Origin of the sequence: Paludisphaera rhizosphaerae (assembly GCF_011065895.1) — a bacterium.
In the GTDB taxonomy this organism is placed as follows: Bacteria; Planctomycetota; Planctomycetia; order Isosphaerales; family Isosphaeraceae; genus Paludisphaera; species Paludisphaera rhizosphaerae.
This window is the reverse complement of the sequence record NZ_JAALCR010000031.1, coordinates 24,368-43,990: the sequence shown is the minus strand read 5'-3', so window position 1 is coordinate 43,990 and position 19,623 is coordinate 24,368. Positions and strand designations below refer to the sequence as shown.

The following is a 19,623-nucleotide window of genomic DNA, read 5'->3' as shown; positions in this document are numbered from 1 at the left end:
CCGTGCGAGGCCGACCACAAGCGATGCTCCACGCGCGGAGCTCATTCGCCTTCGTTATGGAGTCCTTCGCCGGCCTCAAAATCCTCTTCGTCGTCGTCGTCGTCGGCGACGCCCGGATCGAACCAGGCGTAGGTAGCAGGGATCAGCAGTAGCTTGAGCGCTGTGCTTGTGACGAGGCCGCCGATGACGACGGTCGCCAACGGCCGTTGAACATCCGCCCCGGATCCGGTGGAGAAGGCCATTGGGATAAAGCCCAGGCTCGCGACCAGCGCCGTCATGAGCACGGGACGCAGCCTCCCCATCGAGGCCTCGGCCACCGCCTGTCGCATCGGCTCACCGGTCTCCACACGAGAGCGGATCGCCGAGACGATGACCAGGCCGTCGAGCACCGCCACGCCCGACAGCGCGATGAAGCCGACGCCGGCGGAGATGCTGAGATTCATCCCTCGCAGCCAGAGGGCGAGAATGCCGCCCATGGCTCCAAGAGGGACCGAAAGGAAGATCAGCGTTCCCAGCTTGACGGACTGGAACGTCCCGTACAGCAAGAGGAAGATCAGCGCCAGTGCGACCGGCACGACGATCGTCAACCGCTGGGTGGCCGATTGCAGGTTCTGGAAGGTCCCGCCCCACTCCAGGAAGTAGCCCCGTGGGAGTTCAACCTGATCGGCGACTCTTTTCTTCGCATCGGAGACGAACGTGGCCAGGTCGCGGTCGCGGACGTTGGCCTGAACCATCGCCCGCCTCTGGCGGTCTTTACGCCAGATCTCGTACGCCCCGTCTTCGAGTCGGAATTCCGCCAGCTCTGAAAGTGGAACCAGCAAACCGGTGGCCGAGGCGATCTTGAGACGCTTGATCGAATCCACGTCGTCGCGGGCGCTGGGGTCGAAGCGGACCTGAAGGTCGAAGGTACGCTGCCCCTCGATGACCTGGCCGACGACCTTCCCTCCCAGGGCCGTCACCACGTCCAGGATGGACGAGGCGTTGACGGCGTGGCGGGCGATGTCGTCGCGATTGATCTGAATTCTCAGAAACGGCAGGCCGCCGAGGACCTGAGCCCTGACGTCGGCGGCTCCGGGGATGTCCTCGACCACTGCGGCGATCTCGTTCACCTTGGTCTGAAGGACTTCCAGGTCGTCGCCATAGACACCGATGCCGAGGTCGGCCCGGACGCCGGCGAGCATCTCGTTGAAACGCACCTCGATCGGTTGGCCGAAGTTGAAGAAGGCCCCGGGAAGTTCCTGTTGGCAGACCTTTTCCATGTCCCGAATCAACTCGGCCTTGGAACGACCATGTTCGCCCCCCTGGAACAGAGCGATCAGGGGATGGATCGGCTTCAGCGCGAGGTCGAGATAGGTGTCCTGGTGCTTCTTTAGATAGACGAAGACATCGGTCTGATTGACCCCCGCGGGATCGATGCCGATCTCAGGGCGTCCGGTCCGACAGACAATGGAATCGATCTCGTCGGGGAACTTCGCTTTCAACGATTTCTCGATCCGGGTGGAGTCCTCAAGGCTCTCGCTGAGCGAGGCGGACGGCGGTCGAGTGACGACGATCAGCACGTCGCCCTCGTCGAGCCTGGGGATGAACTCGCCGCCCAGGCTCAAGGCGATCGGCATGGTCGCCGCGAACGCGATCAGCGAGAGCAATACGACGGCGACGGGATGATCCAGTGCCATGCGAAGGAACGGGCGATAGATCCGCTTGCCCAGCCGAACCGGAAGCGTCTCGACTTCCGAGGCGCCCGGCTTGAGGATCATGGAAGCAAGCACCGGGGTCGCCGTCAGCGACAGGATCAGCGAGCCGACCAGGGCGAAGACGACAGTCAGCGCCATCGGCCGGAACATTTTTCCTTCCACCCCTTCCAGCGCCAGCAAGGGGAGGTGGACGATCGTGATGATCGCCACGCCGAAGACGACCGGCTTGCGGACCTCGAAGGCGGCCTCGCGGACCACGTCGACCGCCTTTCGGCGACGGTCGGCGTGAGCGAGGTGGCTGACGCAGTTCTCCATCATGATGACGGAGCTGTCCACGATCAGGCCGAAGTCGATCGCCCCCAGGCTCATCAGGCTGCCTGCGATGCCGTAATAGACCATCATGTTGATGGCGAAGAGCATCGAGAGGGGGATCGCCAGGGCGACGACCAGCCCCGCCTTCAGGTTGCCGAGCATCGCCAGAAGAACGGCCACAACGAGGATGCCGCCTTCCGCCAGGTTCGAGGCGACCGTGGTGATCGTCCGGCTGATGAGGACGGCGCGGTCGTAGTAGGGTTCGACGACGACTCCTTCGGGGAGCCGGGGGCGAATCTCGTCGAGCTTGGCCTTGATCCGGTCGACGACGACGCGGGAATTCTCGCCGGCGAGCATCATGGCCGTCGCGGTGACGACCTCGCCGCGGCCGTCGCGGGTGACGGCCCCGTTGCGGATCAGGGGGGCGAAACGAACGTCAGCCACATCGCGAACGTAGACCGGCGTTCCGGTCGGCGTTGTATCCAGGACGATGTCGGCCAGATCCTTCAGGTCGCTCACCAGGCCGACCGCCCGGATGACGCGCTGTTCTCCCAGGCGTTCGAGGTAGCCGCCGCCGGCATTGCTGTTGTTCTGGCGGATCGCCTCAAACACCCGGTTCACCGGGATGTTGCGGGCCAGGAGTTGTTCAGGGTCGAGCCGAACCTCATACGTCTTCAACTCGCCGCCGAATGCGTTCACTTCCACCACGCCCGGGACGCTTTTCAAGGGCCGGGCCACCTCCCAGTCGAGGATCGTCCGCAGCTCCATCAGCGAGCGTGGCCGGGCCGCGTCGGGAGCGTTCCTGACCTCGAACTGGAAGACCTCGCCGAGACCTGTGGTGATCGGCCCCATTTCGGGCTGGCCGAACTCGGGCGGGATCGACGAGCGAACGTCGACGAGCCTCTCACCGACCTGCTGACGAGCCCAGTAAATGTCGGTCCCTTCCTCAAAGACGATCGTCACGCCCGAGAGACCGAACTGCGAGAACGACCGGACCTCCTGGATCTTGGGGATCCCATTCATCGCGTTTTCGACGGGGATCGTGATGAACTGCTCGACTTCCACCGGGCCCAGCCCCGGCGAACTCGTCAGCGCCATGACCTGAACGTTGGTGATGTCGGGCGTGGCGTCGATCGGCAGCTTCAGAAGCGATCGCACGCCCCAGAGCAACAGACCGACGAGCAGGAGGAGGACCAGCGACCGATTGCGAAGTGCCCAGTCGATGAGACGGTCGAACATATTCTCGTCTAGCTTCGCTTTGCGGGAAGGTGGGGGGAATCGACGCGCCTGGCCTCAGGAGTCGGACGAGGCCAGGCGGATCCACTCAGCCTTGAGCTTGAACGCGCCCCGGGTCACGACTTCCTCTCCGGGGCGAAGCCCCGAGAAAACGGCCGTCCGGTCCTCGCCGGGGCCTCGCGTTTTCACCTCGCGCATCTCGAACTCTTCGGGGCCGGTCCGCACGAAGGCGATCCAACGCTCGTCGTCGGAGAGAAGGGCGTCGCTGGGGACCGACGGGACCTGCTCGTCGGACCGGACCTGCAAGGCGACGTCGACGTACATGCCCGGCTTCAGCAGGCGGTCGGCGTTCTCGGCGCGGGAGAGGAGTGTGAGGGTCTGCGTCTTCTCGGCGACGAGGTCGCCCTTGTAGAGCAACCGGGCCGTGAATTGCTTCTCGGGGTAGACGTCGGACGAGAAGCTGATTGTGACGTTCTCGCCGTCGTGAACGTACGGGAGGTTGCTGGGGTTGACGTTGGCCTCGACCCAGACGTGTTCCAGGTTGGCCAGCGTGAAGATTCGATGCGTCACGTCGACGGCCACGCCCGGGACGATCAACTCGCGGTCGAGAATCGTACCCGAGAAGGGCGCCTTCAGCTTGTAGAGACTCGCGGGCTCTTCCGGGAGCGGCTTCGGCGCGACCGGTTCGGTCGCCGCCACCTCGCCGGGGGAGACGGGGGGCTTCACGACGGGCTGTTCGACGATGCGTTGCCGGAGGGTTTTGGGGATGTAATCGTCGTCGTCCGGATCGACCCCCAGCACCTGCAACTTCTCGCGGGAGACGAGGACGGACGTCTCAGCCTGCCGCAGGGCCTGCTGGGCGCGGGTGTTGGCCAGCGTCGTCTCAAAGCCCATCTGATCCAGAATCGTCTGATACGCGGCCAGGTCGGCGTCGTAGCGGGCCTTTGATTCCTCGATGAGCCGGCCGCGGATGATCTCCTGGTCGTAGAGATCGCTCTGGCGGGCGAGATTCGCCTTGGCGAGCCGGTGGGCGGTGTAGGCTGTCATCAGACGTTCACGATTGGTCCCCACCGGCTTGTCGGCGAACTTGTCGTTGATCACCTCGGGCGAGTCTCCAGCCTTCAGCCGATCGATCAACTCCAGGGTGTTCTTCAGGATCATCTCCTGCCAGCCGGCCTGCGTCTGGGCGACGTCGAGAGCCTGAAGATTCATCAGCAGGTCGAGCCGGGCCTGGCCCACCGACGCGCTTTCGATCGTGGCCAGCACGTCGCCTGCCTTGACGTCCTGGCCGATCCTCACGGCGACGCTGCGGACGATCCCTGGCGCTCTCGGCGTGATGAACGCGTAGCGGCTCTCGTCGGGCGCGATTCGTCCCGGAACGCGGACCATGATCGTCTCAGGTTCCAGGTTCACGGGCTGGACCTCGACGCCGATGAGTTTCTGCTGTTCGGCGGAGATCCTGACGACCCGTTCCACAGCCTTCGACGTCGCCGGGGGGGGCGTTTGGGTTTTGACCGTTGCAGTGGCTGATTCCGCCGGCGGCGCGGACGAACTCTTCGAGTAGCTCCAGACGCCGAAAGCCGCCGCTGCAGCCAGCAGCCCAAGAATCGACCAGGTCCAGGTGGACGTCACGCGAAACGGAACAAAACGTGTCATGATGCCTCGATACGGTTCGTGGGCGACGAGCCGAATTGAGCCGATGCGCCGGGGAAGAGACGGCGGTCGGTCGGGGTGCGGGGCACGACGACTGGGTCGCGGCAAACCCGCTGGGATGGAGGACTTCGGGGAGAGCGACACCGGCCGACCGTCCCCTGACGGCCTCGCATCGGGTCGTGCGATCACCTGAGGCGGGCCGCCGATCCTGGAGGGCCGCTCTCGCTCACCCCCCTAACTATCCGCCTCGAAGGTGCGGATTGTCCACCAACATTTCGCTATGTTAGCTGGATTTAAGGGGCCGTGGGTCGGCCTCCGCAAGATGCCCTAGCCAAACTGCGGGAACGAACTTAGAACAAGACCGCGGGCGATGTCGTCCGACAACAAGGAGGCGCCGGAGATGGCTGCGGATCAGCTTGAGACGCGCGACGAGGCCTCGCCCGGCCGTCGTTGGCTGCACGTGCTGGGGCTCAACCGGCCCGAACTGCGCGCCTGGGCGATGTACGACTGGGCCAACTCGGCCTTCATGTGCACGATCATCACGGCCGTCTTCCCGATCTATTACTCGGAGGTCGCCTGCGCTGGCGAACCGCCCCACGTGGCTTCTGGATGGTTCGCCGCGGTGACGACGCTGGGCATGGTGATCGTCGCACTGATATCCCCGGTCCTTGGCGCTTACGCCGACCATACGTCCCGGAAGAAACCGCTGCTGGGTGTATTCCTGGGGCTAGGCCTGATCGCCACGGCCGCCATGTACTTCATCCACACCGGCGACTGGATCCTGGCCTCGGTGCTGTTCATCCTGGCGAACATCGGGGCCAACGCCAGCTTCGTCTTCTATGATGCCCTCTTGCCCCATATCGCGAACGAGGACGAGATCGACCGGGTCTCCACGGCCGGTTATGCGCTGGGATACGTCGGCGGCGGCCTTCTCCTCGCGCTGAATCTGGCGTGGATCACCAAGCCCGAATGGTTCGGCCTGCCGGGGCAGGACGCCCCGACTGAGGCAGGGCGTACCCTTCGGATCCGGCTGGCCTTCGTTTCGGTGGCCGTCTGGTGGTTCCTCTTTTCGATCCCGTTGTTCCGTCGAGTCCCGGAACCCCGAGTTCCCGGCGGCGAGCGCTGGGCTCACCTGCACCCGGTACGCGCTTCCTTCGCCCGCCTCCGCGAGACGGCAGGAGAGCTGAGTCGGTGCCGCCAGGGCTTCTTGATGCTCCTGGCCTTTCTGATCTACAACGACGGCATGGGCACGATCATCCGCATGGCAACGGTCTACGGCAACGAACTGGGGATCGATCAGAACGCGATGATCGCCTCGATCCTGGTCGTCCAGTTCGTGGGGATCCCGTGCTCGTTCCTGTTCGGCTCGCTGGCCGGCGTGTTCGGCGTCAAACGGACCATCCTCCTGGGACTGGCGACCTACACCGTCATTTGCATCGTCGGATACTGGATGAAGACTTCGCGGGATTTCCTGCTGCTCGCTGGGATGGTCGGCGTGGTGCAGGGGGGGACCCAGGCGCTCTCGCGGTCATTGTTCGCCAGCCTCATTCCTCGGTCCAAGTCGGGCGAGTTCTTCGGGTTCTTCGCCGTGTTTGAGAAGTTCGCGGGGATTTTCGGGCCGGCGATGTTCGCCGCGATCAACTTCGCGTTCGGCTCCAGCCGCGACGCCATCCTGGGGGTCATCGGCTTCTTCGTGGTCGGAGGGCTGTTGCTGCTGATGGTGGACGTCGAGCAGGGGCAGCGGCTGGCGAAGGAATGGGACCTCAGGGAGTCGACGGAGCCGGTTGCTGAGCCCATCCCTTCAGCGTGATGTACCACGACGTGACCATGTAGAACGCCGGATAGATCATCGAGCCGTAGGCCATCACGCGCTCGGCCGTTGATCGCTCTGGCTCAGCGGACGTCGGCAGTAGGAAGACCAGCGCGACGACCAACACGCCCCACACGGCGCCGGTGATCGTGGCGAATCGATTCAGTTTGCCCGGCATCGACGGATAGAGATGCTTGACCGGCACGAAGGTGAGGAACGCCAGTAAGAGCAGCAGGTAAAGCGCTGGCCAGGGCGGAACCGGTAGGGCGTAGATGTACAACGCCACCACGTTCCAGAGGGATGGAAAGCCCAGGAAATAGCCGTCGTGCGTTTTGATGTCGACCTGGCAGAAGCCATAGGCGCTAGCCAGGAGCGGGGCGATGAGCCAGGGGACCGTGTGCTCGGGGATGAGTCCCGCTCGCCAGATGAGCATCAGCGGCAGGCAGGTGTAGGTGAGCCAGTCGGTGATGTCGTCGAGCCGTCGGCCGTCGAAGCTCGGGACGGCCTCCTTGATGCGGACCGCGCGGGCGAATGTGCCGTCGACGGCGTCCACGAGCGTGGCCAGGATCATCAGCAGAAACGACCAGCGGAACGCGTCGGGGCCCCCCTGAACGAGCAGGTACAGGATCACAGCGGCGATGGCGATCCCGGAAGCCGTGAAGGCGTGGACGCACCAGCCGAGGAAGCGACGGAGCAGGCTGACCTTGGAGGCAGGGGCGGTTGCTAGCGACTCGACCATCTTCGTTCCTTCGATCCTGCGATTACGACGATTCCCCAGGCGCGAGCTGAATGCCGATCGGCGGCGGTTCTTCGAACTCTTCCTCGACGGCCGCGTGTTCGGGCCGCACGCCGGCGCGGAAGCGGCCGACCGACAAATACCAGGCCGCGCCTACCGATAGCAACCCTGCCGTCGCGAGCGCCGCGGCGTACCGGCCGATCGGGTGGTCGCCGTAGATCTCGGGTCTCGGCCAACTCATGTTAGCCACCACGAAGACGCCCCAGGCGACTGCCGCCAGATTGATCGGCAATCCCCAACGGCCGAGGCTGAACCGATCTCCGGCGGGGTCGGGCTCGGCTTCTTCGGTTTCGCTTCGACTACGAAGACGGCTCGCCAGCATCGGCCCTGTGACCATGAGGTAAGCCAGGTTGGCCCACACCAGGGCGACCGAACAGAACGTCTCGATCAACCTGGGGGCGTTGACATTGGCGAGCAAGACGGTCGCGGCCAGAACTCCCGTCACGACGGCCGGCGCGATCGGCGTGCGGGTTTCCCCGGTCACCTTTGCAAGAGCCTCCGCGAACGGCAGGCTGTTGTCGCGGGCCATCGCGAAGATCAAGCGGACGGTCCCCGCGTGCACAGCGAGGGCGCAGACCGAGACCGCGAAGACGACCTCGATCAGGAAGACGGTTCCCAGCTTCGGGCCGAGCACTGACTTCATGACCATGGGGAGTCCGCCGGAGACCTGACTCAGCTCAGGGGCGGTCGGGTCAGGCATGGCGAGAATCCCGGTCGCGATCAACAGGGCTCCCGCCACTCCGGCCGCCGCGAGGGCCCGGAGGATCGCCCAGGGGGCGCGTCGACGCGGGTTCGAGGTCTCCTCGGCCAGGGTCCCCGCTGTGTCGAATCCATACAGGACGTACGACGCCATCACCGACGCCGCCAGGAAGGCTGCCAGCCAGCCGGTCGGGCCCCCCGCGCCGCGTCCTTGGGTGTCCAGAAGGAGCGCCGGCCCTCGTTGGGCGTTCGCCCCAAGCAGCAGGATTAACAAGACGACGCCGGTCAACTCCGCCGCGACGCCCACGTTGTTGACGATCGCCATCAGCCGCACGCCGACGGCGTTGATGATCGTCGTCAGAGCGATCAGTATGCAGCCCAGCAGTACTGCGTTCTTCGCCTGGTCCACGGGGTTTGAGCCGTCGCCGAACCACTGAAACCAGGCGGAAATCTGAGGCATCGTGTTCTGCAACGCCAACGCCACGGCGGCGAGGGAGAGGATCTGGCAGGCCAGATAGACCCAACCCGTCAGCCAGCCGACCATCGGCGAGCCGACCTGCTTCGACCACTGGTAGACGCCCCCCGACAGCGGGTACGCCGAGGCGAGTTCGGCGAAGCAGAGCGCCACCAGGAACTGGCCCAGGAACACCGCCGGCCATGTCCAGAAGCACGCAGGCCCACCCGCGGCGTAGCCGAGGTAGAACATCTGCGGGACGCCGGTGAGGATCGAAATATAAGAGAAGCCCGCCGCGAACGAGGAGAAGCTCCCCAGCGAGCGGTCGAGCTCCTGCTTGTAGCCGAACGCCGCCAGGTCGCGGACGTCGTCGTTCGCGGTTCCCGGCATGCGGCTTTCCACTGCTGGTCGCCCCTCGACTTTCGCTTTCGATGAGACTTGGGTGTCAAGGCCACGCTCGTCGTGGCCATGCGACCGGCGACGGACTTGCCGATATCCCACGCCGATTCATGCCCACGGCGAGCGCGGGCATGGTCTCCGTTGGAGACGGATCGACGTTGAATTTCCCTGATGAACTTGTTGGGGGTCAGGCCGGCTTGGTGGCCAGGTAGATGCCCCACTTCATGTCGCCGGCCTTGCAGAAGCCGATCTTCATATTCCAGCGGTCGACCAGGTAGTCCAGGTCCTTCTCACTGAAGTCGCTGAGGAAGGTCTGGCGCTCCTCGACCAGCCGCCTCTCCTCGCGCTTGAGGATGTCGACGAAGGTCTCGGTGGCGTCGTCGACGACGACGTCCGTGAAGCCGACGGACTCCAGCACCTTGCCGTACTGCTCCGGCTCAATGACGCTGTAGCCGGTCTTCTTGATGTAATCCTCGAACTCGTGCGAGCCGGGGGTCTTGCCGCGAGCGTAGTCGGTGATGATCAGCTTGCCGCCCGGCTTGAGAAGGCCGAACAGCGTGGTGAAGAGCTTCTTCTTGTCCGGGATGTGCATGAAAGCGTCCCGGCTCCAGGCGAGGTCGAACTTCTCCGGGAACGTCGTCTCCAGGACGTCGCCCAGGATGAACTGGACCTTGTCGGACATGCCGGCGGTCGTGGCGCGCTCGTGGCCGACGGCGATCATTTCCTCGGCCAGGTCGATGCCGACGACCTGCGCGCCGTACTTCTCGACCAGGTGGAACGCCGCGCCGCCGATGCCGCTGCCGACGTCCAGGACGCGGACTCCCGGCTTGAGGAAGCCCTGGAGCCGGCCGGTGAGGTTGTCGGTGGTTTCGGGACCGCCGGTGCTGATGTAGTTGTCGCCGAAGATTTTCTCGTAGCGGAGGATCGAGTTCCGGCTGTACTGGCCGTTGTTGTCGAACTTCTGCTTCGAGGCTTCCGACGCGGCTTGCGTGCCACTCATGATGGGTTCAGGCTCGGATTGCGTGAGGAAGGAAGATCGACCGACCCAGGCCCATACGCGGATCGCAAGAGCGGGGCGGCTTCGTGCAAGACCGTATTGTGGGGTGGGGGGGAGAGCCTTGTAAAGGGGTCCTCAAGGACCGCCAGGGCGATGGACGCCGGCCGTGAACCCGACGATCAGCCGACGATAACGCTCCGGGTCGACCTCGGCGAGGTTGTTGTGCTTCGCCAGAGGGAAGCTTTCCAGCCGGGCGTGTGTGCGGACCTGATCGAAGATCGCCTTCGCTTCGGCCGGAGTCGCCAGGTCGTCGTCCTCGCCCGACATGATGAGGATCGGTACGCGCTCCGGAATCGCGGCGACCGCCTTCACCGGCGCGATCTCGTCAAGTTGCGGCAGCAGAAAGAGCCCAGCGAATCGCAGGCCCGCGTAGGCGATCTGCTCGAAGGGCGTCGGCAACGCGGCGCGAGTGCGGTTTCGAACCGCCGTCGTGAGATCCTGATAGGGGCTTTCCAGGACGTAGCCGTCCACGTCGTCGCCGAGTTCCCCCCCGGCGAAGGCCGCCGCGGCCGAGCCCAGCGAGACGCCGAAGACGACGACGGGCTGGCCCGGCCGCCGGTCGCGGAGGAAGTCGACCGCGGCGACGACGTCGCGACGGGCGCTCAGGCCGATGTCGTTGAAGTCTCCCGTCGAATCGCCGTGAGCCCGCAGCGAGATCAGCATCAAGGCGCAGCCCAGTTCTTTCGCCAGGATTTCCGCGCGGCCCAGGCAGTGCTTTCGCCCGCCGCCGTTGCCGTGGAGGAAAAGGACAGTCGGTGCGTCCGAGCGACCGTCGGCGAACCAACCGCCGATTTCCTGGCCGTCGTTTGTCTTCAACCGCAGCCCCTCGAACTTCGCCCACGAGACGGGCGGCGGCGGTTCGGGATAAGGAGCGTGCTTCCGCTGCGTTAGCTTGAATGCCACGGCGAATGAGATCATCAGCCACGCGGCCGTCAGTCCGACGAACGTAATCGCCCACCTTCGAGACCTTCGCCAACGGCGTCGGTGCGAGAGAGATGGGGCCTCGGTTGTAGTCGGGGTTGGCTCCGGTTCGTTCATGCGTGTAATCTTAATGCCGTCGTTGAGCGTCGGCGAGCGAAAGCTGTGGAGGAAGGATTTGATCATCATGAGCGCAGGCGACAAGACTCGGGAAATCGGCGGCGTCACGCTCCACCTGGCCGAGCCTGCCTCCACGGATCTAGGATGGATCGGCCAGGACGAGGTCTTGCGCCAACTTTCGGCCTGCTGGCTGACGGTCGACCCTCGGGATCGTCCGCTCTCGCCCAGGCTGGTCGGGCCGCCAGGGATCGGTAAGACGACCCTCGCCACGGCCGCTGCCAAGCTCCGCGGCCGGCCGCTCTACATCTCCCAGTGCACGGCCGACACCCGCCCCGAGGATCTGATCGTCACGCCGGTGCTTGCGGAGAGCGGCAAGATCGCCTATCACGCCTCTCCCCTTGTCACGGCCATGCTCACGGGCGGCGTCTGCGTGCTCGACGAGGGGAACCGGATGAACGAGAAGTCGTGGGCGAGCCTCGCCCCACTCCTCGATCACCGTCGCTACGTCGAGAGCATCGTCGCAGGGATTACCATCCCGGCCGACCCGGAGTTTCGCGTTTGTGTCACGATGAACGAGGACGAGTCGACCTACGAGGTTCCCGACTATATCCTCTCTCGCCTCCAGCCGACCCTGGAGTTGGGTTTCCCCGACCGCGACGACGAAATGGCCATCCTCCAGTACCATCTCCCGTTCGCCGAGCCCGAACTGCTGGCGATCACGGTGGAGTTCCTCCAGGAAGCCCACGCGCTGAAGCTCGATTTCTCGCCGCGCGACGGCATCAACATCGTCCGGTTCGCGCTGAAGCGGATGGCCCAGGACCGGGAGCACCCCCTTGGCCGCGACGCCGCCTGGCGCGAGGCGCTGTCCAAGGTGCTAGGCGACGAGGCGGCCGACCTCGACGCCCTCTCGCGTCGCAAGCGCCGGGCGCAGGAGAGCGCACACGCCCCCTTTGGGCTCGGCGATCTCTTCTTCGACCCTGACGATCCGCTCCACCCCGACCTCCAGGAGGATGACGAGGAGGACGAGGACTGATCGAAGCTCGGCGGCTCAATTCGAGCCGGGACGAACCGGAGCGTTCCACGAGGCGAGGACGGCTTCGTCCCGGCCCGGGAAGCAGTCGACGAGCATGGTGAAGCGGACCTGGTCCAGCAACGCCATGATCCGGGGATGGGCTTCGCAGACCCGAACGCCGCCGCCCGCCTGTTCCAGCCGGAGGTGGTGCGCCAGGATCACTCCGATCGTCCGTCGCGACATCCGGCCGACGAATTCCAGGTCCAGGACGACCCGCCGCGGCACGGGCTGAGCGGCCAGGTCGATCAGCCGCTGCCGGAGCGCTTCGTTGGCCGCCTCATCGTCGAGGTCGGTCAACACGGGCGTCACGACCAGGACGTCCTGCACGACCTCGTGCTTGATCCGCGAGGCCGGGTCGGCCTCCTCGGGGTCGTAGGTTGAGACCTCGTCGGTCGGCGCAGCTTCGGTGAGTGGGGGCGTTTCTTCGACGACGGGTTCAGGCGGAGCCGTCCAGGAGGGCTCGATCGCGCCGAGTTGCTCCATCTCTTCCCGCGTGACGCCGACCCAGATCTTGAAGTGAGCCGGACCGACGACCACCTCGTCGAGAGTGTGCAATTCGACCTCGGCGTCATGGAGGGTTTCGCCGTTGACCTGGGTGCCGTTGGTGCTGCCGAGGTCTCGCACGAACACCTGAGAGCCGCGGATTTCGATGCTCGCGTGGCGTTTGCTGACCTTCGAGGAGCCCAGCCGCAGTTGGCTGCCGTGGTCCCGGCCGATGAGGAACCGCTTCTTGCTGATCGCCAGCATGCGGCCCTCGAACCCTTCGTATTCGACGCGGAGCCAGACCTTGCCGTCGAGCGGACGATCGGGACGGGACTCACGCTCGCCGGGGAGGAGCATGGGCCTTCGGGACTCGGGCTCGGGGCCGAGCTCCAACTCCATCACGCCGCTGTCCGCGCTTCCGGAGGCGTCGACAGGGGCGCCGCCGCCGATGGGAGGCAGAGCGGACGCAGCCGCAAGAGCCTCGATGATGTCGACCGGCAGCGACCGCGGGGCGGAGCCAGGCCAGGGGCTTTCGAGCGCCGCGGCTTCATCGGGGCAGACGACGATCCGACGACCCATCCCGATCAGATTGAAGATTTCGCGAAGCTGTGGTTCCAGGTGGCAGACTTTCAGCCGACCCCCGCTGACGGCCTCGCAGCGACGATGGGCGTCGACGACGGCGGCAACGATCCAGCTTCCCAGCCGTTCGACCTTGGAGAAGTTCAGGACCATCCGGTGATTGCCGACCTCGATCAGGTCGCGCAGGTCGTCGGCCAGTTCGTTGATGTCGGCCTGTTGCACGAGGTTGCGGTCGGTGAGTCGGACGATGGTCACTCCCCGCTTGTAGACGACGCTGAACCGATCCCAGCCGCCCCGCGATTTGAAGCCTTTTTCAGGCTTCCCGTCGCTGCGGGGCTTCTTGCGGGCCGTCGGCAGATTGCCGACCAACTGCGTCCACAAGTTCGTGGCCGGCCGCTCGACCTCGGGGTCGAGGTTGAGGGTGATCCAGTCCTCCAATCGGCGGTCGAGAGCGGCCGATTCGGGCGCTGCGGTCAGGCGGACGCTCCGCGACTTGCCCTTGGAGGCTGAGGCGTCGCCGGTCATGAGGATCAGTTCGCCTTGGGCCATCGCCGGAACGCTCCGCGGGAATCGAGGACGGGCCGACGACGAGCACCGACGGCGCACTCAGGCGTCGGCGCGTCACGTCCATCGGCCAGGACGGTCACGACCAAGCAACCCGGGCGCGCAGACCGAACCCGTGGTTGCGTTTTGTTAAGTTTCGGCACAGGTGGAGGCCCCGACCGAACGTCGGGACGCTCCCCAAAAGGGGGAAGGATTCACAGCTCGGGAAGCCGTTTCGGATTCCCTTGTGGGCCGGGCCTGACCGCTCGTTCGCGGCCCTCGGCACTGGCTCACAACCTCACTAGGCGACATTCCACCGGAGGCCGTCCCAGCCGGTTTGAATTTTGTTCGGAAGGACGTAGACGCAACCAACCTCAGGTTGCGTCGCCCGTCGCGGCGAGGCCTGGTAGACTGGCCGTGGAGACGCAGACCAACCGCGCCGAGCACGCTGGGGGACGTATGCCGAAAGCCGTTGCGGACGATTTTCTGACAATCGCTTCGGGGATCCGCGTCTTACCGATTGTTCATGGTTCGGGAGATTTCGCAATTCGCGTCCGAGAGGAGTTGCTTGCTCGGCCATATGACGCTGTGGCCGTGCCGTTGCCGCCGGCCTTTCAGGAGGACGTTGAGGAGGCTGTCGAACGGCTTCCGGAGATCTCGGCCGTTGTTCGGCAGGATGTCGGCGACGAGGGGTTCAGCTTTGTTCCGATCGACCCCTGCCAGGGAGTCGTCGCGGCGATCCGGACGGCGATCGGCGAGCGGATCCCACGCGAGTACATCGACCTGGACTCTCCGCGGTTCGAGGCCGTGCAGGGAGTTTTCCCAGACCCCTACGCCCTCAAACGGGTGTCCGTCGAGCGGTTCTCCGCGGCTCTTTTGCCAGCGATTCCCAGGCCCAGCGAGGGCTTTCAAACCGAGCGGATCGCCTGGATGGCCTCTCGCCTTCGCGAGATCTCGCGCAGGCGGAAGTTGACGCTTCTCGTCTGCTCGATCCTCGACTGGCCCTGGATCCGCGACGCCTACCGTCGTGAGCTCGAAGCGCCTGAGCCGGAACCTGTCTTCGAGTCCACCGCGAGCCACCGCGTCGACCCCGGGACCTTGCTATTCTTCCTCGGCGAGTTGCCGTTCCTCACCGCGTTGTATGAACGAGGGAGACGGGAACTCACGCCCGACGACAATCTCTCGGTCGACGGGATCAAGGAACTGATTCTCCAGGCTCGCGAGTCCCTTCGCGGCGACCGGCCGAAGCTTGCGGCGCGGGTGACGCCTTCGCTGCTGGCGACGCTCTCGCGGTACGTCCGGAACCTCGCCCTCATCGACCGTCGACTGACGCCCGACCTCTACACGCTGGTCACCGCCGCCAGACAGACGGCCGGCGACGACTTCGCCCTGGCCGTCGCCGAAACCGCTCGCGAGTACGCATATGCCGAGCCCCTCCCCGACGTCCGCGACGAGGACGATCCCGGGGTGTTTCGCATGGGAGTCGGCCGCGCCGACATTCCCGGCTGGGGGCTCGCGACGGTCGTCAACCGGCTCCCCGGCCAGGCGACGACCTGGCGCACCTGCCGGCTGCGTCCCCGGCCCCAGGAACCGGAGCGGAAGCGATGGCTTCAGCGCTGGGATCCTTACGGGATGTGCTCGTGGCCGCCGGAGGACGATCGAATCGAGAGCTTCCACCGTCATGTGAAAGAGCAGGCCCGGGCGATCCTCGGCGCGGACCTGGCGCGGTCGGAGAAGTTCACCACGAGCGTCCGCGACGGCCTGGACATCCGGGAGACCCTCCGCAACTGGCACACCGGCGACGTCTACGTGAAGGTCGTCCCCCCCGGACGCGGTTCGATCGAGGTCGTCGTCTTCCTCTTCGACGTCCCCGCCGACCCCAAGGTCTACACCAACCGAGCGACCTGGTACGCCGAGCATTCCGAGGAATCGACGCTGGCCTTCTACGCCACCGACCCCTTCCAGAACATGATCGGGCCCGGGATTGCTCAGGCCCAGTACGGCGGCGCTCTTTTCCTTTTTCCCGCGCGGCCGATTCCGGAGATCTGGACCGATTCCCGGATCGCCCGGCTCGACACGCTGGAGGAGCGGCTGCTCGCCGCCGGCTTTCTCCACAGCCGCGACCGCCACGTCGCCGTGGTCAGTCCGGGGCCGCCCTGGGCATCCTGGCGACGACTGGCTCGTTCCTACGGCCGAAAGATCGTCCATCTTCCTCTCAAACGCTTTAGCGGTCAGATGATCGAGCGGCTGAGGACCTTCCACGTTCTGAACGGCAAGCACGTCCGTTCCTTCGCCGCCGACTACATCCGTGAGCTTTGACCGGATTGACCGAGTCCAGCCGGCCCGGTGATAATTTCTCAAGGACGAGGCCTTCGAGGCGGACGTTCCAGAATTCGAGAGGTTCGGCAAAGGCGGGGGATTCGCGTCGGTGATCACGATCGAGAACGTCCATGACTTCCCCGCCCGGGCGCGAAGTGCGTTTGTCACGATCGGCAACTTCGACGGCGTCCATCGCGGCCACGCCCGCCTGATCTCCGAACTCGTCCAGCGCGCCCGCGACGCCGGCGTTCCAGCGATAGCCGTCACCTTCAATCCCCACCCGGCGGTGCTTCTCCGTCCCGAAGCGGCACCGGAGCCGCTGAGCTGGATGGAACGTGAGATCGAGTTGTTGAAAGCGGCAGGCGTCGACGAGGTCGCCGTTTTTCACACCGGTCCCTGGCTGCTCGGGCTTTCCGCGCGGGAGTTCTTCGAGCAGGTCGTGATTCGCCAGTTCGGCGTTCGGGGGATGGTCGAGGGGCCTAACTTCTTCTTCGGCCGCGATCGACGAGGGGACGTCCGGATCCTCGGCGAGTGGTGCGAGGAATCAGGAGTGTCGCTCCACGTCGCCGAGCCCCTCACAGACGGCGGCCGACTGATCTCCTCCTCGCGAATCCGGCAGGACTTGACCGAAGGGGACGTAGCCGAGGCCCGCCGGCTGCTCGGCCGGCCGCACCGGATCCGAGGCGTCGTCTCCCACGGAGCCGGCCGGGGAGCGGGGATCGGCGTGCCGACGGCCAACCTGGAGGAGATCGACGTCCTCATCCCCGCCGAGGGCGTTTACGCGGCCGTGGCCCGCGTTCCCGACCCTTGCGGCGGCCCTCCCGAACGCCACGCCGCCGCCTGCAACATCGGCCCCAACCCGACGTTCGGCGAGCAGCGGTTCAAGGTCGAGGCCCACCTGATCAACTTCAAGGCGGACCTCTACGGCCGGACCATCGAACTCGATTTCCTGGAGCGGATCCGGCCCACCCGCGCCTTTGCCGGGCTCAACGATCTGCTGGAACAGATCGGCCGGGATATCGAGCTGGCGAGCCGAATCGTCCAGGACGTCGATCCGGTCAGACCTGTCGGCGAACCTCGTAATACTGACTGATCGCCCGAATCCGCTTGACCATCCGCGAGACGACGTAGCCCGTAAGCGCCAGACAAGCCAGATACACGTTGGCGTAAGGAAGGGCGTCGGGCCTGGACCAGCCGGGTGTCGTGGCATCCCAGTGCAGGCCTGCCAACGCATACAGGGCAACGTAGCCGGCGATGGCCAGGGCCGCGGTGAGCCACACCAGGCTCTCGCGGAACCAGAGCCCCGACGCGGCGATCATCAGCGGATAGCCGACAAGCAGCGGCGTATCCAGGTCGCGCATGATCCAGAGGAGCATCGTCAGGCAGGCCATGTCGCCGAAGATCCAGCCCCCACGGAGGGCATCGGACTGCCAGCCGCGGCGGTGCAACTGCTGGAACAGCAAGGTCAGCAGGGCCCAGAGGCCGAGCACCGTCTGAACCCAGGCGTGGGCACGGGCGTCGGGGTGGGGCGTAAAGAACCGGTAGTTCAACTCGGTCAGGATGCTGACGAGTCCCAGGCCTGACAAACGGGCGACGATCTCAGGCTCCCTCCGCGCCCACCTTCGGAGTTTCTGCCACGGTCCGGAGGCGTCGATCGCATCTCCCTGAAGGAATCGCGTGAGGTCGTCGGCGAGTGCGGCGGCCGTGGCGTAACGCTCGGCGGGGGCTTTCTCAAGGCACTTGAGGCAGATGAACTCCAACTCGCGAGGTACGCTCGGGCGAAGCTCTCGCGGAGGGGTTGGGTCGCAATAGATCGCCTGCATGACCGTTTCCATCGTCGTCGACATCCGGAACGGCGGCCGGCCGGCGAGGAGTTCGTAGAGGATCGCTCCCAGGCCGTGAACGTCGGTCGTCGGGCCGAGGTTTGTGCGATCGCCCGAGGCCTGTTCCGGAGCCATGTAGCTGGGCGTTCCCATGACGGCGCCGGAAGCGGTTAGGCCGCTCGCTTCGGCGGCGTGGCGCGCCAGGCCGAAGTCGGTGATCTGGGGCGAGCCGTCGCGGTCGATGAGGATGTTCGACGGCTTCAGGTCGCAGTGGATGAAGCCCAGGCCGTTGGCGTACTCGACGGCCCTTGCAAGCACTTCCAGCAATCGAGCCGCGGCGTTGGGATCGTCGCGATAGTCCTGGATGCGGCCGGCCAGACTGCCGCCCTCGATGAGCCGCATCGTGAAGTACAGGAACCCATCCTGTTCGCCGACCTCGTAGATCGGCACGACGTTGGGGTGGTCGAGCTTCGCGGCCAGGGCGGCCTCGCGGCGGAACCGCTCGCGTTCGGAGTCGGTGGCCATCGCCCCACTGAGGATCATCTTGATCGCCACGACGCGGTTGAGGATCGTGTCGCGGGCCTTGTAGACGACCCCCATGCCGCCTCGGGCCAGTTCGGAGAGCAATTCGTAACGCCCGAACCGTTCTCCCTGAGCGGGCGGCGCGGACGATGACGGAGAAATCGGCCGGGGCGCTTCGTCCGTCAGCGTCGGTGGACAGAGGAGTGATTCCGTATCAGACTCAGCGGGATCATGCCCGAACAGACGAGCGACGACGTCGGCCTGGAACGGGAAGCGTTCGAGATACTCGCGCCTGGAGGGATGCTCCCCCTGGTCGCGCCGGAGTTCGATTTCCAGACCGGCGAGCTCTTCGATCAGCTTCGGTCGAGCGGGGTCGTCGGGAGGGCCCAGATAGTCCTCGACTCGGGGGCGTGCGGAGGCTCGCCAGTCGGTCTCAAAACGCTCGCAGGCGGCGTGGACTCGTCGCGCGGCGGCCAGGGATTCCGGGCCGTCGACATGGGCCGACTGACGGTTCACCATCCGGGTTCGTCCTCGCCGTGAGACCAGGTTTTGCGGATCAGGTCGAGCCGTCGGGCCACGGTCCGCCGCGCGCAACCGAGTCGCTCGGCGATCTCGTCGCAGGTGTATCCTTCCATCCGACGCAGAGCGACCTCGCGGAGACCGTCGTCCTCCAGGGCGTCGAGCAGGCGCTGAAACTCCTCGGCGACCATCGCGGCGAACTCGGGGGTGGGCTCGGAGCCGGCCAGGAGATCCAGACCTTTGGGATCGCGGTCGGCGTCGCTTGAACGCCGGCCGCCGCCCCGTTTCAGGCGGCGTTCGCGTCCCACCTGGGCGAACGCCTTCCGCGCCGTGATGACGACGAGCAGCTTCCAGAGGTCCTCGCGGTCGTCGAGCTTGGGGAACTTCCCGCCCGCCGCCCCGGCGCAGAAGCTGTTGAACGCCGAGAGCGCGGCGTCCTCTTCATCGCCCTCGGCGCCCGTCTTGTGCAGGCCCTTGAGCTTGGCGCGGGCGAGCACGACGAGCTTGCCGAAGTAGCGTTCCCAGAGCGGCTGCGCGGCCGCCAGATCGCCTACCTTCAGATCGCCCAGCCAGTGGGTGACTGATCCACGGTCTTCCTCGGCCATGGGCTGAACC

Annotated in this window: 13 protein-coding genes; 4 read left to right on the top strand and 9 right to left on the bottom strand. The window is 65.6% G+C overall.

Going from position 1 to position 19,623, the window contains the following annotated elements; genetic code table 11:
- Positions 1 to 41: 41 nt before the first annotated feature.
- On the bottom strand, positions 42 to 3,245 hold the full coding sequence (locus tag G5C50_RS27080) for an efflux RND transporter permease subunit (protein WP_165074107.1): 3,204 nt from the start codon (positions 3,243 to 3,245) through the stop codon (positions 42 to 44).
- Positions 3,246 to 3,299: 54 nt separating this feature from the next.
- A complete protein-coding gene (locus G5C50_RS27075) occupies positions 3,300 to 4,898 on the bottom strand; it encodes an efflux RND transporter periplasmic adaptor subunit (protein WP_165074106.1) in 1,599 nt (532 codons plus the stop codon).
- A gap of 367 nt (positions 4,899 to 5,265) precedes the next feature.
- Between G5C50_RS27075 and G5C50_RS27070 the strand changes: the two genes are divergently transcribed.
- A complete protein-coding gene (locus G5C50_RS27070) occupies positions 5,266 to 6,705 on the top strand; it encodes an MFS transporter (protein ID WP_407673609.1) in 1,440 nt (479 codons plus the stop codon).
- Here G5C50_RS27070 and G5C50_RS27065 read toward each other — a convergent pair.
- From G5C50_RS27065 to G5C50_RS27050, 4 genes are all read right to left on the bottom strand, one after another.
- Positions 6,659 to 7,444: a CDP-alcohol phosphatidyltransferase family protein gene (locus G5C50_RS27065; protein WP_165074104.1), complete on the bottom strand. Its 786-nt coding sequence runs from the start codon at positions 7,442 to 7,444 to the stop codon at positions 6,659 to 6,661. The genes G5C50_RS27070 and G5C50_RS27065 overlap by 47 nt on opposite strands.
- A 22-nt stretch (positions 7,445 to 7,466) precedes the next feature.
- Positions 7,467 to 9,044, bottom strand: coding sequence for an amino acid permease (locus tag G5C50_RS27060; protein ID WP_165074103.1), 1,578 nt, complete (start codon positions 9,042 to 9,044; stop codon positions 7,467 to 7,469).
- A gap of 196 nt (positions 9,045 to 9,240) precedes the next feature.
- Positions 9,241 to 10,053 carry a methyltransferase domain-containing protein gene (locus G5C50_RS27055; RefSeq protein ID WP_165074102.1) on the bottom strand — a complete coding sequence of 271 codons (813 nt, stop codon included), beginning with the start codon at positions 10,051 to 10,053 and terminating at the stop codon, positions 9,241 to 9,243.
- A 132-nt stretch (positions 10,054 to 10,185) separates the two neighbouring features.
- Complete coding sequence (locus G5C50_RS27050; protein WP_206107876.1) at positions 10,186 to 11,013, bottom strand: alpha/beta hydrolase; 828 nt, start codon at positions 11,011 to 11,013, stop codon at positions 10,186 to 10,188.
- A 202-nt stretch (positions 11,014 to 11,215) separates the two neighbouring features.
- Here G5C50_RS27050 and G5C50_RS27045 point away from each other — a divergent pair, with 202 nt between their 5' ends.
- Complete coding sequence (locus G5C50_RS27045) at positions 11,216 to 12,181, top strand: AAA family ATPase (RefSeq protein ID WP_206107875.1); 966 nt, start codon at positions 11,216 to 11,218, stop codon at positions 12,179 to 12,181.
- Between the two features lie 15 nt (positions 12,182 to 12,196).
- Here G5C50_RS27045 and G5C50_RS27040 read toward each other — a convergent pair whose 3' ends face one another.
- Entirely contained in the window at positions 12,197 to 13,831 is a 1,635-nt protein-coding gene (locus G5C50_RS27040; protein WP_165074100.1) for an FHA domain-containing protein, read from the bottom strand.
- Positions 13,832 to 14,284: 453 nt separating this feature from the next.
- Between G5C50_RS27040 and G5C50_RS27035 the strand changes: the two genes are divergently transcribed.
- Positions 14,285 to 16,144, top strand: a complete 1,860-nt coding sequence (locus G5C50_RS27035; protein WP_165074099.1) for a hypothetical protein — start codon at positions 14,285 to 14,287, stop codon at positions 16,142 to 16,144.
- Between the two features lie 109 nt (positions 16,145 to 16,253).
- Positions 16,254 to 17,237 carry a bifunctional riboflavin kinase/FAD synthetase gene (locus G5C50_RS27030; protein WP_165074098.1) on the top strand — a complete coding sequence of 328 codons (984 nt, stop codon included), beginning with the start codon at positions 16,254 to 16,256 and terminating at the stop codon, positions 17,235 to 17,237.
- On the opposite strand, the gene G5C50_RS27025 is transcribed toward G5C50_RS27030, so the two are convergent.
- Both G5C50_RS27025 and G5C50_RS27020 read right to left on the bottom strand, forming a co-directional pair.
- Positions 17,203 to 19,008 (bottom strand): serine/threonine-protein kinase, encoded by a 1,806-nt coding sequence (locus G5C50_RS27025; protein ID WP_165074097.1) that lies wholly within the window; start codon positions 19,006 to 19,008, stop codon positions 17,203 to 17,205. The two genes, G5C50_RS27030 and G5C50_RS27025, sit on opposite strands and share 35 nt — an antisense overlap.
- Complete coding sequence (locus tag G5C50_RS27020) at positions 19,002 to 19,613, bottom strand: ECF-type sigma factor (protein ID WP_165074096.1); 612 nt, start codon at positions 19,611 to 19,613, stop codon at positions 19,002 to 19,004. Before G5C50_RS27020 ends, G5C50_RS27025 begins: the two co-directional genes overlap by 7 nt.
- Positions 19,614 to 19,623 lie beyond the last annotated feature (10 nt).